Annotated in this window: 11 protein-coding genes and 3 pseudogenes; 5 read left to right on the top strand and 9 right to left on the bottom strand. The window is 61.1% G+C overall.

Annotated elements, in window-relative coordinates; genetic code table 11:
• Window positions 1-41: 41 nt before the first annotated feature.
• From HHL08_RS03630 to HHL08_RS03610, 5 genes are all read right to left on the bottom strand, one after another.
• On the bottom strand, window positions 42-419 hold the full coding sequence (locus HHL08_RS03630) for a 4Fe-4S dicluster domain-containing protein (protein WP_169571131.1): 378 nt from the start codon (window positions 417-419) through the stop codon (window positions 42-44).
• Window positions 416-1,996 (bottom strand): FAD-dependent oxidoreductase, encoded by a 1,581-nt coding sequence (locus tag HHL08_RS03625; protein ID WP_169571130.1) that lies wholly within the window; start codon window positions 1,994-1,996, stop codon window positions 416-418. The genes HHL08_RS03630 and HHL08_RS03625 overlap by 4 nt, the downstream gene beginning before the upstream one ends.
• Window positions 1,993-3,324, bottom strand: coding sequence for an LLM class flavin-dependent oxidoreductase (locus tag HHL08_RS03620; protein WP_169571129.1), 1,332 nt, complete (start codon window positions 3,322-3,324; stop codon window positions 1,993-1,995). The genes HHL08_RS03625 and HHL08_RS03620 overlap by 4 nt, the downstream gene beginning before the upstream one ends.
• A 121-nt stretch (window positions 3,325-3,445) precedes the next feature.
• The gene (locus tag HHL08_RS03615; RefSeq protein WP_169571128.1) at window positions 3,446-4,321 is read right to left on the bottom strand and encodes a formylglycine-generating enzyme family protein; all 876 of its coding nucleotides are present in this window, start codon (window positions 4,319-4,321) and stop codon (window positions 3,446-3,448) included.
• Between the two features lie 2 nt (window positions 4,322-4,323).
• On the bottom strand, window positions 4,324-6,045 hold the full coding sequence (locus HHL08_RS03610; RefSeq protein ID WP_408021756.1) for an arylsulfatase: 1,722 nt from the start codon (window positions 6,043-6,045) through the stop codon (window positions 4,324-4,326).
• Between the two features lie 192 nt (window positions 6,046-6,237).
• Here HHL08_RS03610 and HHL08_RS03605 point away from each other — a divergent pair, with 192 nt between their 5' ends.
• A complete protein-coding gene (locus HHL08_RS03605) occupies window positions 6,238-8,619 on the top strand; it encodes a TonB-dependent receptor (protein WP_169571126.1) in 2,382 nt (793 codons plus the stop codon).
• Window positions 8,620-8,796: 177 nt separating this feature from the next.
• Here HHL08_RS03605 and asd read toward each other — a convergent pair.
• Window positions 8,797-9,503, bottom strand: a pseudogene (gene asd / locus HHL08_RS03600) (archaetidylserine decarboxylase).
• A gap of 516 nt (window positions 9,504-10,019) precedes the next feature.
• Between asd and HHL08_RS03595 the strand changes: the two are divergent.
• The 4 genes and pseudogenes from HHL08_RS03595 to HHL08_RS25895 all read left to right on the top strand — a co-directional run bounded on the left by HHL08_RS03595 (window position 10,020) and on the right by HHL08_RS25895 (window position 12,151).
• Window positions 10,020-10,682 (top strand): IS66 family transposase, encoded by a 663-nt coding sequence (locus tag HHL08_RS03595; protein WP_456242929.1) that lies wholly within the window; start codon window positions 10,020-10,022, stop codon window positions 10,680-10,682.
• Window positions 10,639-10,911: pseudogene (locus HHL08_RS26250) on the top strand (transposase domain-containing protein); the annotation flags it as partial. The gene HHL08_RS03595 and the pseudogene HHL08_RS26250, both read left to right, overlap by 44 nt.
• Before the next feature lie 42 nt (window positions 10,912-10,953).
• Window positions 10,954-11,358: pseudogene (locus HHL08_RS03590) on the top strand (integrase core domain-containing protein); the annotation flags it as partial.
• Between the two features lie 658 nt (window positions 11,359-12,016).
• On the top strand, window positions 12,017-12,151 hold the full coding sequence (locus HHL08_RS25895) for a hypothetical protein (protein WP_254908157.1): 135 nt from the start codon (window positions 12,017-12,019) through the stop codon (window positions 12,149-12,151).
• Between the two features lie 25 nt (window positions 12,152-12,176).
• On the opposite strand, the gene HHL08_RS03585 is transcribed toward HHL08_RS25895, so the two are convergent.
• Genes HHL08_RS03585 through HHL08_RS03575 form a run of 3 tightly spaced genes read right to left on the bottom strand, consistent with a single transcriptional unit; the run spans window position 12,177 to window position 14,706 of the window.
• Complete coding sequence (locus HHL08_RS03585) at window positions 12,177-12,290, bottom strand: DUF2474 domain-containing protein (protein WP_086486351.1); 114 nt, start codon at window positions 12,288-12,290, stop codon at window positions 12,177-12,179.
• The gene (cydB, locus tag HHL08_RS03580) at window positions 12,290-13,297 is read right to left on the bottom strand and encodes a cytochrome d ubiquinol oxidase subunit II (protein WP_086486350.1); all 1,008 of its coding nucleotides are present in this window, start codon (window positions 13,295-13,297) and stop codon (window positions 12,290-12,292) included. Before cydB ends, HHL08_RS03585 begins: the two co-directional genes overlap by 1 nt.
• Before the next feature lie 5 nt (window positions 13,298-13,302).
• Window positions 13,303-14,706: a cytochrome ubiquinol oxidase subunit I gene (locus tag HHL08_RS03575; RefSeq protein WP_169571125.1), complete on the bottom strand. Its 1,404-nt coding sequence runs from the start codon at window positions 14,704-14,706 to the stop codon at window positions 13,303-13,305.
• Between the last annotated feature and the right edge of the window lie 143 nt (window positions 14,707-14,849).

Here is a 14,849-nt window from a genome sequence, read left to right as displayed (position 1 = left end):
GATGATCGCTAGTGCGGAACGCCAGGATTTCAGCCTGGCATTTACTCCCGCGACGTCGCCAACGCGCGATAGCGTTGAGCGGCGGTTTCGCCGCCTTCCTGCAATAATGGGCCGAGCAGCCGATAATGGTCCAGATGACCCGCCTCATCCGGCCGGTCCCATCCATGATCGTGCCGGACCCGGCCAAGATGCCCCGATGCCCGGATCGTTTCGGGATCGATGATCTCTGCAGCGTGCGAATCCGGGCCGACATAGATGGCGTCGGACACGCAATAAAGTTCGCACATATAACAGGTCTGGCACTGGTCCGGCCGGGCTATGACCGGCGCGCTGTTGCCGGCGTCGAACACATGAGTCGGGCAAATGGTGACGCAACTGTTGCAGCCATTGCACAGGTCATCGAAGATATGCGCGATCATTCCGCCGCCTCCGCATAGCTGCGGCTTTCCGGCCGCGTCCAAAGCTGATCCAACCCGCCCGTCAGCAGGCGGACATTGCCGCCAGGGTCCAGCCCCGGCGCATCGACCCGGACATGGACGCCCCGGCTTTCCTTGCGGGCGAGCGCCGCCGCGGTGCACCAGCGCGCCGTAGCCACCATCGCTGCCGTTTCCCGCAATCCCACCAACGCCAGCCCTTGAGCGCGACCATGGTCGCCGATCATGCGCCAATGCGCGTCGAGCAAGGCCAGCGATTGCGTGAGTTGCCCTTCGCTCCGCCACAGGGCGTGCTGATAGCCGTTCATATGATGATCGACATCCGCCTCGATCGCCTTTCGGTCGATCGGCTGTTCGGTTAATCGGGGGTGCATGGCGACCGTGCCGGCCATCCGCGCCTTGCCCGCCGCCTCACCGCGCAGCGCCAGGCCGCGTCGCGCGGCGGCAGCGCCCGCGATCTGGCCGGAACTGAGCGCCCAGGCGCTGTTGACCGCGCCCCCGCCGCTGATCGCCCCGGTCACCAGTTCGCGCGTCGCCGCGTCACCCGCGGCATAAAGGCCGGTCACGCTGGTCCCGCACATATCGTCCACGATGCGCAGTCCGCCATTGCCCCGGATCGTGCCTTCGCCGAACAGCTTGATCGGCCAGCGTTGCTTGAACATGTCTATCCCCTTCCGCACGAACGGCGGCGGGGTGAAGGGCTGGATGTCGTGCAGGATCGGCGGCAATTCGACCGGCGCGTCGATCAGGTCCGCATAGACCGGACCTTCCAGCAGGGCTGCGCCTAACGCCTGATAATGGGCATGGCCGCGTGGCGGCTGGATGATCTCCACGCCTCGCGCATCATAATAGCGCGCAGCGCCATAAGGCAGAGTGCGGGTCGATGCCCAGGCTGGCGACACGGTATATTGGATGGAAAATTCCATGCCGGACAGTTCCGCCCCCGCTTCCGCCGCCAGCAGATAGCCATCGCCGCTATTGCCGTGACTGCCGATCAGGCCGGATCGGAAGGCGCAGCCGCCCGTCGCCATGATGACGGCCGGAGCATGTATCTTCCAGTCCTGGCCGGTCAGCCGGGCGTGGCCGCATGCGCCTGCAACAGCGCCATCCTGGTCCACCAGCAACTGTGTCGCTGGATGATGATCCAAAATCCGGGCGCCTGCCGCCACGGCATAAGTGCGCAGCGCGCGCATATATTCCGCCCCGCGCACCCCGCTATAATAGGTGCCACCCCTGCCATCCGATCCGAACGGATAATAGCGCGCCAGGTCGGGCAGCGTGCGCCACGTGATATCAATGATCCGTTCCATCCAGGCCGGATCGCCCAGCTCGAAGCCATCTGCCCATTTCCGCTCGATGATCTCGCGGCGGCGCACCGGATCGGGCGGCACCCACCAGTGATTGGGGCCGGCGGTCGCGGTCACGCCGCTCGTGCCGACATAGCCTTTGTCCACCAGGATGGTCGATGCGCCTGTCTTTGCAGCGGCGATGGCCGCCCATGCCGCCGCCATGCCGCCGCCGATGATGAGCACATCGGCACGGACGGTCACGCCATCGCTCATTCGGCGGCGATCGCCACTGGTGCTTGGGCATGGCGATTTTCCGGCACCGGCAGGCCCAGGTGGCCGCGCAGCGTGTCATGCGCATAGTCTTTGCGGAAAAGGCCGCGTTGCTGGAGGATGGGCACCACGCCTTCGCGAAACAGCGCGAAGCTGTCCGGCGTGCCGACATTCAGGTTGAAGCCGTCGGCCGCGCGGCCGTTGAACCAGCGCTCGATCTCGTCTGCAATGGTTGCCGGCGACCCGACGAAGCCCTTGGCCCACTGATTGCGATAGGCGGCCTGGCGCAGCGTCAGCTGCTCGTCTCGGGCGATACGAATCAACCGTTCCGCGGCCCCCTTATAGCTGTTGAGGGTGACGCCGGTCAGATCAGGGAAGGGCGCGTCCAGATCATATTGCCGGAAATCATGATAGTTGAACGCGCGGCCGAGCTGGACCAGCAGCTTGTCGATATCCAGATTATCGACCTGCTCGCGGGCGATGCGTTGCGCTTCCTCATCGGTGTCGGCGATGATCGGGAACAGGCCCGGCAGCACCTTGATCTTGTCGGGATTGCGGCCAAGCGCTGCGGCGCGGGCCTTCAAGTCGGCATAATATTCGCGACCGGATTCGAAATCGGGCGATGCGGCGAAGGTGCCTTCCGCGATGTTCGCGCCCAGATAGCGCCCCTCGCTGCTGTCACCCGCCTGGAAGATCACCGGCTGTCCCTGGCGCGATCGGGTGAGGGCGAGCGGACCCGCGACCGAAAAATGCTTGCCCTTGTGGTTCAGCGGATGCTGCTTGTCCTTGTGCAGGAACAGGCCGCCATCCTTGTCGGCCGGAAATGCGTCATCCTCATAGCTGTCCCACAGACCCTGGACGACCCGCACGAATTCGAGTGCGCGCTCGTAGCGCACACCATGTTCGAAATGCTCGTCCCTGCCGTAATTGCGCGCGGCGCCTTCCAGACCCGTAGTAACGACGTTCCAGCCTGCGCGTCCGCGGCTGATATGGTCGAGCGATCCGAACTGGCGCGCGACATTATAGGGTTCCCAATAGCTGGTGGTCAGCGTGCCGACCAGGCCGATATGCGACGTATGGCTCGCGACCGCGGACAACAGCGTCAAAGGCTCCAGCCGGTTCAGAAAATGGGGTGACGTATCGGGCGTGATATAGGGCGAATCGACGATGAAGATAAGGTCGAACTTCGCATCTTCCGCCAGTTTCGCATGGCGGATATACCAGTCGATATCGATGCTGGCATTCCCCGGAACATCGGGATGCCGCCAGACATGTTGATCGTTGCCCACGCCCGTAAGGATAGCGCCGAGATGAAGCTGCCGCGTGCCCATGATATGTCCTGAATAAGCTGGAGGAGCGCTGTATTTAGGCAATCAGGCGCCGTTTGAATAACGAGGCCTCCTGATAGGGCTATTGGTTATGCTGAAGTCACCTGCCGCATACCGGCGGCCATCACGTACCCGACGCAGGCCTGATCGTCCTGAAGCCAATATGCGACGTACCAAGGTCGCGTTCTTGCGCCTGGAAAGCGGCGGGCCGGAAATTGGCGCAATAATTCATCGCGCACAGATAGGAGCCGCCTTTGATGAGGCCGCTGCCCTCGCGTTGCTCACTGGTCCATTCCCACACATTGCCTACCATATCGCGCAGGCCAAAACTGTTCGCGGGAAAGCAGCCGACAGGGGCCAGTCCGACATAACCGTCATTGCCGGTGTCGCGGACCGGGAAGACGCCTTGCCAACTGTTGGCGATGGGATGGCTATCGCCTTCATAGGCCCAACTGCGTGGATCACGCGCAGCCGCTTGATCACCCCGCGCCGCGCGTTCCCATTGCGCTTCGTTGGGCAATGCCCCGCCTGACCAGCGCGCATAGGCGCTGGCATCTTCATAATCGACATGGATGACGGGCCAGTCCTCCCGCCCGGCGATGTCGCTGCCCGGCCCATGCGGATGCCGCCAGTCCGCGCCCTTGCGATACCGCCACCATAAGCCGGCGTTGTCGAGCGTCACGGGTTCGGTCGGCTGGACAAAGATAGCCGATCCGCCTTCGCGTTCGGCCGCGGTTCGATATCCGGTCGCGTGAACGAAGGCGGCGAATTGCCGGTTGGTCACTTCGTGCCGGTCGATCCAGAAAGCGGCAACATCGACCTTGCGGCCGGGGCGTCCTTCGCCATCCTCGCCCAGCAGCACCGAACCGGCGGGCACGAGTAGGCGGCCATCTTGCGTCTCGCATCGCGCCGCTTTTGCAGGCCGCGCCACCGGGGCGGCGCCCAGGAGCGTCGGCGCGCCGGTGGCGAGCAGCATCAGGGCGGCCGTCCGGTGCCACATCCTCATTTCTTCGTTTCGCCCTGCACCGGGGCGGGAGCCGGTACGACCACGCCCTTGGCTTTGGCATAGCTGTCCCAGTCGCCGATCAGTTCCTGTAGCTTTGCAGGTTTGCTGGCCGACAGGTCATGGGCTTCGGCGGGATCCTTAGCCACGTTGAACAACTGCCATATCCCGGTGCCATAGCCCTGACGCGGATAGGCGCTGCCCGTCTTGGGCAGGAAGACCGCCTTCCAGTCCCCCTTGCGAAGCGCGCGACGGTAGAACAACTCTGTCCCGACGGCTTCGGTCGGTTGACGCACCTGCGCTGCGGTGCCGGCAAATACCGGACGCAGGCTATGCCCCTGGAAGGGCAGGATCGCGCGGCCGCCAAAGGTCGCAGGTTGTTGAATTCCTGCCAGATCAAGCAGCGTCGGGGCGACATCGGTCACGTTGAGCAGGCCAGTGGCGATCCGCTGTCCCGCTATGCCGGGGCCGCTGGCAAAGGCCGTGACGCGCGTCCCGCCTTCAGTGGGATAGCCCTTCACCAGCCAAGACGGCGAACTGTTGGCCTGCGCCCAACCGGGGCCATAGCCCAGATAGGATGTCGCCTTGCCGATATTGCCCAAGCTGTTGTCGATGCCCAGCTTCGCCTTGCCCTCCGGCTTCAGCACGGCCTGGTGCGGGGCGTCGATCACATTGCCTTCCGGGCCATTGTCGGCCAGGAAAATGATGACCGTATCGTCATAGCGGCCAAGCGCCTTGAGCGTTGCAACGACGCGCCCGACATTCTGGTCCATCCGGTCGACCATCGCGGCATAGACTTCCATCTTGCGCGCCTCGATCGCCTTTTCCGCATCCGTCAGCGATGCCCAGGGCTTTACATCCTGCCAGTCATGGGGGGTCAGATCGGCGGGCACCAGGCCCAGTGCCTTCTGCCGCTGAAGGCGCGCGTCCCGCAACGCTTCATACCCGGCGTCATAGCGGCCCTTATATTTGGCGATGTCTTCGGGCGGCGCCTGAATTGGCCAGTGTGGCGTGGAATAGGGAAGATAGGCGAAGAAGGGGCGTTGATCCTTCGACCCTTCCTGCAGGAAGCCGATCAGCCGGTCGGTGAAATAATCCGCGGAGAAACGCCCCTTGGGATAAGTGACCAGCTTGCCATTGTCGCGATAGGTCGGCGCGGCGTCGATGGCTTTCCATGCCTTGTTCTGATCCGCGCCGAAATGATTGCCCAGGCCCTGGAGCAAGGCGTAGGAGCGTTCGAAACCGCGCGCGGCCGGGCCCCGTTCGGGCGTCAGGCCAAGATGCCATTTGCCCGACATCAGCGTGCGATAGCCGCCCTGATGCAGCAGTTCGGCGATCGAGGCGACCCGATCGTTGAGATAGCCTTCATAGCCGGGCTGGCCGGTCTGATCGGGCTGAAGCGTTTCGGCCATACTGCCAAGGCCCGCCTGATGATTGTCGACGCCGCTTAGCAACATCGACCGGGTGGGCGAGCAGGTGGGGGCCGTGTGAAAGCCGGTGAAACGGACACCGCCATTGGCGATGGAATCCAGATTCGGCGTCGCGATCTCCCCGCCGAACGCGCCCAAATCCGACCAGCCCAGATCGTCGGCGACAATCAGCAGGAAGTTTGGCTGGCGGGTGCCAGCAGGGATTGCGGTTGGTGCCGACTTGTCCTGCGCCGACACGCATAAGGGGCCGGACAAGGCGCTGGCTGCCAATAAAATAGCTGATTTCAATATCTTGTTCACCGGCCCAACTCCCTGATCCGACTCTGAATGATCCGGAGACCTATGCGACGGCCGGTGAGATTCGAAACAATCTATTGTCTATGAGATCGATAGAAAAACTGTCTCGCCAGAATTCCAATCAATTCTCTAGTTGCGGCATTGAGAAAGACTCAATCGTGCCGGTCGCAACATAATGGGGGTTTCATGACCACGCTGCTTCACTCGTCTTCGCTTGCGGTTCTGGCCGCCCTGTCAGCGACAAGCTTGTCCGCGCCCGCCCATGCCGCCGATGCGACGCCCGTTCCAGCTGCGGTAGAGGATGGCGATTCGAGCGGCGGTGAAATCATCATTACCGCGCGTCGCCGAAACGAGAAGATCCAGGACGTACCGGTCGCCGCAAACAGCTATGGCGGCGAACAACTGGCGGCAACCCGCACCTATAATCTGCGCGATCTTCAGGCGCTCAGCCCCAGTCTGGTGGTGACCGTCACCAATCCGCGCAACACGAGCATCAATATTCGTGGCCTTGGCAACAATGTGTCGGTCTATAATGACGGACTGGAACCGGCGGTGGGCGTCTATATGGACCAGGTCTATCTGGCGCGGCCGGGGCAGGCGGTGTTCGACCTGGCGGATATCGAGCGGATCGAAGTGCTGCGCGGCCCGCAGGGCACATTGTTCGGCAAGAATACATCGGCCGGTGCCGTCGTCGTGACGACCAAGTCGCCGACCTTCGATCCCGAATTTGGCGGCGACGTGACCTATGGCAATTACGATTTCCGCCAACTGCATGCCTATGCCAGCGGTGCACTGATCGATAATGTACTGGCCGGGCGCCTCTATGTGTCGAAGACCGATCGCGACGGTTATGTCACCAATCGTTATGACGGCAGCAAGACGCAGGATTATCATGATTTCGGCCTGCGCGGCCAGTTGCTGTTCACCCCGACCGAGAATTTCAAGCTGCGGGTGATCGGCGATTATGGGTTTCAGAAATCGCAAACCGCCGCCGCCGTGCTGACCGGCGTGATCCGCAGCTACGACAATGGCGTGAACTTCGCGAACAATTATAATGACCGGGCGACACGGCTGGGCTTACAGACGGTGACGGCAGCGCCGGGCGACCGGATCGTCGATGTCGATGGCAATCCGCGTTACAAGATGCGGCAGGGCGGCGTGTCCGCCATCGCCGACTTGAGCTTGGCCGGGCATAGCCTGACGTCCGTCACCGCCTGGCGCCGCTGGGACTGGTATCCGCATAATGACGGCGACAGCACGCGCCTGGATGCCGGCACCGATTTCCACCAGAGCAACAATCAGCAGCAGTTCAGCCAGGAATTGCGCATCGCGTCGGAAGGTGAGCGCAAGGTCGATTACATCGCCGGGCTTTATTATCTCTGGCAGTCGATCAAGGCGGAAGCGCTCAATGCCTATGGCCGGGATGCGGCGGCCTGGTTCCTGGCGCCCAGCGTAGATCCGGTGGTCGGTGCGGCCGCATTGAACGGCTATACGATCATTAGCCATTCCAAGCCGGTGACGAACAGCTATGCCGCGTTCGGCCAGACGATCTGGCACATCACCCCCACGGTCGATCTGACGACGGGCCTGCGCTATACCTATGAAACCAAGAGCGGCTGGTTCGATCAGGAGACGACCGGGGCCAGCCTGGCCGGGCTCACCGTTGCGCAACAGGCGGCTGCCCTGACCATTCGCGCGCGTTATGGCGCAACCAACTATTATGAGGCGCGGACCAAGGAAGGCCGCCTGTCCGGCCAGGCGACCCTGTCCTGGAAAGTCACGCCCGACGCGCTGCTCTATGCCACCTATGGCCGGGGCAACAAATTTGGCGGCCTCAACCTAGCCAACATCACGACCACAGGCCCCTACGCCGCTGATCCCGTCATCAGGCCTGAAACGATCAACAGCTATGAAGTGGGGCTCAAGACCAGTTGGTGGGCGAACAAGCTGACTGCCAATCTCGCCGGTTTCTGGACGGACGTAAGCGACTATCAGACCACGATCGTCGATGTCGATCGCAACAACATCTCTTTCTTCACCAATGTCGGTAAAGTGCGCACGCGCGGCATCGAGGCGGATCTGCGCGCTGCCCCGACGCCGTGGCTGTCGATTTATGGGTCCGGCACCTTTACCGACGCACAATATGTCAGCTACCCCAACGCGCCATGCCCGATCGAGACGAACGGGCAGACGCTGTGCGACCTGTCGGGCGATCGCCTGCCAGGCGTTTCGAAATGGGCGTTCTCAGCGGGCGGGGAAGCCGAGACGGCCGTCGGCAAGGCGCTGGGCCAGGATGTGGAGGCCTATTTCGGCGCCGATTACAGTTATCGGTCCAATTTCTACACGACCGCCAGCCTGTCGCGCTATTCGCTGATCCCGAGCTACAGCCTGCTCAACGCCCGCATCGGCGTGCGGGCGCTCGACGGCAGCGTGGATCTGCAATTGTGGGGCCGCAACCTTTTCAACAAGGATTATTATCAGAGCCTGTCGGCCGGCAATACCGGCTCCATTACCGGCACGCTGGGTGATCCGCGGACCTACGGCGTGACGTTACGTACTCGGTTTTGACCGCGACCGTGGCATGGGAAAGCGTCGGTCCGATCAATGACGGGGCCATCAGACGCTCCTCCACAAGGTTTGCCGTATAGACATCCATGTAAATTCTTGTCTGTCGCTGCCGATCTGAAATTACCGACCAAGTCCATAGCAGGGGGCAGAATCGACTTGAGGCCACCGACCAGGGCCTCAAGTCGCGCGGCTACCCATTATTTCGCCAAGCCGCACAGGTCGTTCCGTTGTCCACTCTTCGTTAAAAGCAATGCCGCTTTCCCTGAAGAGCATCACAATGGTCGAGCCGAGCAGGAAGCGACCCATTTCCTCACCCTGCTTAATGTGAATATGCTGGTCAGGATACGTCCATTTGAACGGCTTTTTAGTGCGTTTCAGATTGACCACGCCGTGCCATGCCGTGGCGATGCTGCCAACAATGGTGGCGCCAACCAATACCATTACAAACGAGCCATGTTCGGGCGACTCAAAGGCGCACACTACCCGCTCATTGCGCGCAAACAGATTGGGCACGCCCCGTGCGGTGACCGGATTGACCGAGAAAAAGCACCCGGCACATAGATCATGCGGGTCAATATGCCATCACAGGGCATGTGCAGACGGTGGTAGTCTCTTGGCGAGAGATACAGGTTAGCGAAACTGCCGTGGCGGAACTTGGCCGCCAGCTCGCCATCGCCGCCGACCAATTCCGCAGTGGTAAAGCCATGCCCTTTGGCCTGGAGGATGTGATGGTCGTCGATGGCACCGAATTGACTGATCGCACCGTCGCACGGACAGATGAAATCGGCACGGGCCAACGAGCGTGCGCCGGTCCTGAGCGGCCGGGTGAAGAAGTCATTGAAGCTTTTATAGCTCGCTATGTCCGCGTTGGCGGCTTCGGTCATGTCCACGCCATATCTTCTGACGAACCAGCGGATCAATCGGGTCGTTACTGAACCGGCGCTTGCGCTCGCGATGCTGCCAGCGAGACTGGTCAGGGCCTGCTTGGGAAGGAGATGTTGCAGCAGGACTTGCAAGCGTTCGGACAAGGTGAACCTCGAAATATCGACCGCAGTTCATTCTATGGACTCAAAAATGTACCGGCACGTTCAGGTGGAACGGCGCTATCTTCCACGACCTAAGCGGTACGTCTGCATTTGGCGATGGAAATTTGACGGATGAACGTCTCTGAAGGGTCGACAGCGGATGGACGGCAATAGTTGCGAGATCCGGTACTGGTAATATGACCTAACGGCTGTCAACGGATAATCTCCCGTGGTCGCAAATAAGGAGAGACGTCATATGTCCGCCGACGAAACGCTCATCATGCTTACCGCCGATATTGTAGCCGCGCATGTCAGCAAAACAGCGTGGCAGTCAACGATCTCGCCGCGCTGGCCCGCAACGCCTACCTCGAGCTGATGAACGAGGCGATGCGCCGCGACAAATACGGCGCGAATTCCGAGCGCAGCCGGCGCCTGCTGGGTCAGCTCGAACTCACCTTCGAGGAACTCGAGGCCAATGCCAGCGAGGCCGAACGGCTTGGCCAAATTGCGGCCGACAAGACCAGCACGGTTGCAGCGTTCACCCGCAAGCGTTCCACCCGCCGCGACTTCCCTGCCGACGTACCGCGCGAGAAGGTCGTTATCCCGGCGCCAGAGCTTTGCCCGTGCTGCGGTTCGGACGATCTGAGCCATCTTCCCCCGGCGATCACCGAAACGCTCGAGAGAGTTCCCGCCCGCCACAAGGTGATCCAGACGGTCCAGGAAAAGGTCTCGTGCCGTAAGTGCGAGAAGATCAGCCAGCCACCGGCGCCCTTCCACGTGACGCCGCGCGGGATGTTCGGGCCGCACTTCCTGGCAAACCTGGCCTTCCAGAAGTACGGTCTACACCAGCCCCTCAATAGCCAGCGTGATCGGATCGAGGCCGAAGGCATTCCCTTGAGCCTCTCGACGCTCGCGGATCAGATCGGCGCGATCTGCGTGGCGGTGAACCCCCTGTGCCTGCTGCTGGAGACGCATGGGCTCACCGCTGACCGCCTGTCTCTCAAACAACGCCGCGGAGCGCCAACTGCGCAGCGTTGATCGAGGAAGGAAAACCTCGCTGTTCGTGGGCTCAGACCGTGGCGGCCAGCGCGCCGCGATGATGTTCAGCCTGTTCGGCACGGCTCGGCTCAACGACGTCGATCCGCTCGCCTGGTTCACCGACGTCCTCGCCCGGATCGCCGACATCCCACAAAACCGCCTTCACAAACTCCTCCCTTGGCATTGGAAAGCTGCTCAGCAGCAGGCCCCCGAAGAAATCGCCGCATGAACCCCGGCACCGCGACAACTCGCGGCGGCTATCGGATGCGTACTTCTGGCAGCGCTCGCCGAACTGTTCATCTCGCGCGGGCCACCGGCGCATATACGGTCCGATAATGGCAGCGAATTTATCGCGACTGCCGTACAGAAATGGTTTGGGCAGATCGGCGTGAAGACGCTCTACATCACGCCGGGTTCACCATGGGAGAATGGCTATAACGAAAGCTTCAACGGGTCGCTTCGCGACGAACTGCTCAACGGCGAGATCTTCTACAGCCTCGCCGAGGCCAAAGTGCTAATCGAAGCCTGGCGGCGGCATTACAACACCGTCCGCCCGCATAACAGCCTGGGCTATCGACCACCGGCCCCGGAAACGGCAACACCGCCATATCCGGCCTCCGGTTCCGCTTCGCTCCACCTCCACCCGGATATGGCGGCGATGAGCTTAATGCACTAACAAACCAATCGATCCACTCGGTGGGGGCAGATCAGCACCGGCAATATCGAAATCACCGACAAATACGCCGCAACATCACTCCTGCCATGCCGCCTCAATCCGCACCATCGAACCTACGCCCAAATCCAACGGTTCTTCGAGGTGTCCAACTTATAATCCTTCGAACGCTTGGTTGCGTAGCGGACTTGGAACTCCTTGAGCGGCATGGCGGTATCTCCTGCTGGACGCGGGCGATTACCCCAGAAAATACCCCCAAATGCAAATCGACGTCCTGGGATTTGCCGCGATCAGCTGAGCCACGTTGGTTTCTCGGGAAACGGCGCAAATCCGACAAAAAAGGCATGAAAACCGCTCCGGGATAATCCGGAACGGCTTGATACTTATCAGATTGGTTGCGGGAGCTCGCAACCATCTTAATTTGCATATTTATGAGCACGGTTCGGCCAACAAACACGGGGCAGCAACGGTGGCCAGATTTCTAGATTATCTCGATTTTGCGCCTTCGTTGTACCAAACAGCGGCTTGATCCAGCCATCGCCTGTCCGAAATTTGCGGACAGTTCTGACAGAACAATTCAACATACCTATTATTATCAACTTTTTGCTGTGTAAGCGCCGGATAGACATGAAACCCCGCTGCTTATTAGAGATCATTCGACGTGAGTGGAGCCGACGATCTAATCGTTGTCGATGAAGATCGACGGATTTTGGGTATGCTGACCGAAAAATACGTTCGCAAACGCTATGCTGACGAGATCGATCGTTCGCAGCGCAACCTTTATGGCGAAAACTGACTGCCTGTCGATGTCACGCTAGCGATCAAGTCTTCAGCCAGAAGCGCATAATCATCGATACTGCACCGAGCGCAACAACGCTGCCGGTCCAGATCAGCGCCATCCATCCCAGCCGCTTCCAAAAGGGCGTATACTTCATCAGTGATAGCCGTGCGTGCCAACTTTGCCACGAAAGACCCAATAGGCCCATCCAGTATAGGCAAGGATGACCGGCATGATGATTGCAGTCCCCACCAACATGAATATCTGGCTCCGCTCGGGCGCGGCGGCATCCCATATGGTGATGCTGTCGGGCACGATGTAAGGAAATAGGCTGATACCAAGTCCTGCAAATCCTAACGCGAACAGGGCCAGCGCAAGCAGGAACGGTGCAGCGGTGGCCCCGCCGCGCAGTTTGCGGAAAAACAGGAAAGCGACGATCCCGGTAAGCAGCGGCACTTGCGCCGTCGCCAGCACGCCGGGCATGTCGAACCAGCGCTTCCAATATTCGAACTGCAGGAACGGGGTGGCGGCGCTGACCGCCGCCATCGCGACCAGCGTGCCTGCCCCGGCCCACAGCGCCAGCCGGCGGGCATGCGCCTCTGCGCTACCTTCGACTTTCCAGATCAGCCAGGCAGCGCCGAGCAGCGCGTAGCCGATGACCACCCCAGCGCCGGTCAACAGGCTGAACGGGGTCAACCAGTCGAGCCAGCCACCGGCATAGGCCTGGTTTTCGACCTGAACGCCTTGGAGGATCGCGCCCAGCGTCACGCCCTGCGCAAAGGCGGCTATGAACGAGCCCAGGCTGAACGCAATGTCCCATAGCGCACGGTGCCGTGGGTCGCGCCAGCGGAATTCAAAGGCCACGCCACGAAAAACGAGCCCCAAAAGCATCGCGATAATAAGTGGGTAGGTCGCGGTCAGGACGACACCATAGGCGAGCGGGAAGGCAGCGAATAGCCCGCCGCCGCCCAGCACCAGCCATGTTTCGTTGCCGTCCCACACCGGCGCGATCGAATTCATCGCCTGATCGCGCTCATCCCCAACTTTGAAGCTCGGGAACAGGATGCCGATGCCCAGGTCGAACCCGTCCATGACAACGTACATGAATACGGCGAAGGCGATGATGAAAGCCCAGACGACCGTCAAATCGACGTTGATACCCATTTTGTTTACTCCGCCCCAGTCGCGATGGCAGGCGCAGGCGTAATACCCGCAGTGCGTACCGGCACATGCTCAGGCTCGGACTCATGCGGCCCGGCCGGCTTGTGCATCAGATGCAGAATGTACCATGCGCCCGCACCGAAGACTGCGAAATACACGATGACGAACGCGATCAGCGAGGCGGCAACCGCAGGCGCGGCGAGAGGCGACGCGCTTTGGGCCGTGAGCATGTGGCCATAAACGGTATAGGGTTGGCGCCCCACCTCCGTCGTGATCCACCCGGCAATCACTGCCACGAAGCCTGACGGCCCCATCAGCACGGCGGCGCGATGCAGCCACGACCAGTCGTAGAGACGTTTACGCATCCGCGCGACCAGGCTCCACAGACCAAGGCCCAGCATGGCAAAGCCGATGCCGACCATTACCCGGAAAGACCAGAAGATGACCGGCACGGGAGGCTCACGGTCATCGGGAATCGTATCGAGGCCGGCGAGCGGTGCGTTCAGATCATGCTTCAGGATCAGCGATGACGTTTTGGGAACCTCCACGGCATAATCGATGCGTTTCTCCGCGCTGTTGGGAATGCCGAACAGGATCAGCGGCGCACCGTCCGGGTGGCTCTCGTAATGCCCCTCCATGGCCATGACCTTGGCGGGCTGATGCTCCAGCGTGTTGAGGCCGTGCATGTCGCCAGCGAAAATCTGAATCGGCGCGACGATCGCTGCCATCCACATTGCCATGCTGAACATCTTTCGCGCATGCAGGTTTGCGCGGTCGCACAGCAAATGCCAGGCGCCGACCGCGCCCACGACAAAAGCGGTGGTCAGATAGGCGGCGATCACCGTATGGATGAGTCGGTAGGGGAAACTGGGGTTGAAGATGATCGCCAGCCAGGATTCGCCCGGCAGGAAACGGCCATCGGGTGACATCTCGAAGCCGGTGGGCGTCTGCATCCAGCTGTTCACCGACAGGATCCAGAAGGCCGAAATGAACGTGCCAAGCGCCACCATGCAGGTAGCGGCGAAATGCAGGCCTTTGCCGACCTTGGACATGCCGAACAGCATGACGCCGAGGAAGCCGGCCTCCAGGAAGAAGGCGGTGAGCACTTCATAGGCCATCAGCGGCCCGATTACCGGCCCTGCCTTTGTCGAGAAAACCGACCAGTTGGTGCCGAATTGATAGGACATGACGATGCCGGATACCACGCCCATCGCGAAAGCAATGGCAAAGATTTTCACCCAGTAGCGAAACAGGTCGAGATAGATGTCCCGCCCGGTTTTCAGCCACAGTCCCTCCAGGACCATCAGATAGCTGGCCAGGCCGATCGAAAAGGCCGGAAAGATGAAGTGGAAGCTGACCGTGAACCCGAACTGGATTCGGGCGAGCAGGAGGGCATCGAGTCCGTCGAACATCTTTAGTCTTCCGGTTAAGCTGCGCGCTGTGCGCGCCGCCAGCGATTGAATGTTTTTTCCGATATGCCGATTTGCCGGCAACTGGCGCAAACGCCCTGACCGGAGGCGATCAAGGCGGCAATCGCCTGACAGCGGCGTTCCTT

This window comes from Sphingobium psychrophilum (genome assembly GCF_012927105.1).
GTDB classification, from domain to species: Bacteria; Pseudomonadota; Alphaproteobacteria; order Sphingomonadales; family Sphingomonadaceae; genus Sphingobium; species Sphingobium psychrophilum.
The sequence above is the reverse complement of the archived record's forward strand: the minus strand, read 5'-3'. Positions and strand labels throughout refer to the sequence as shown.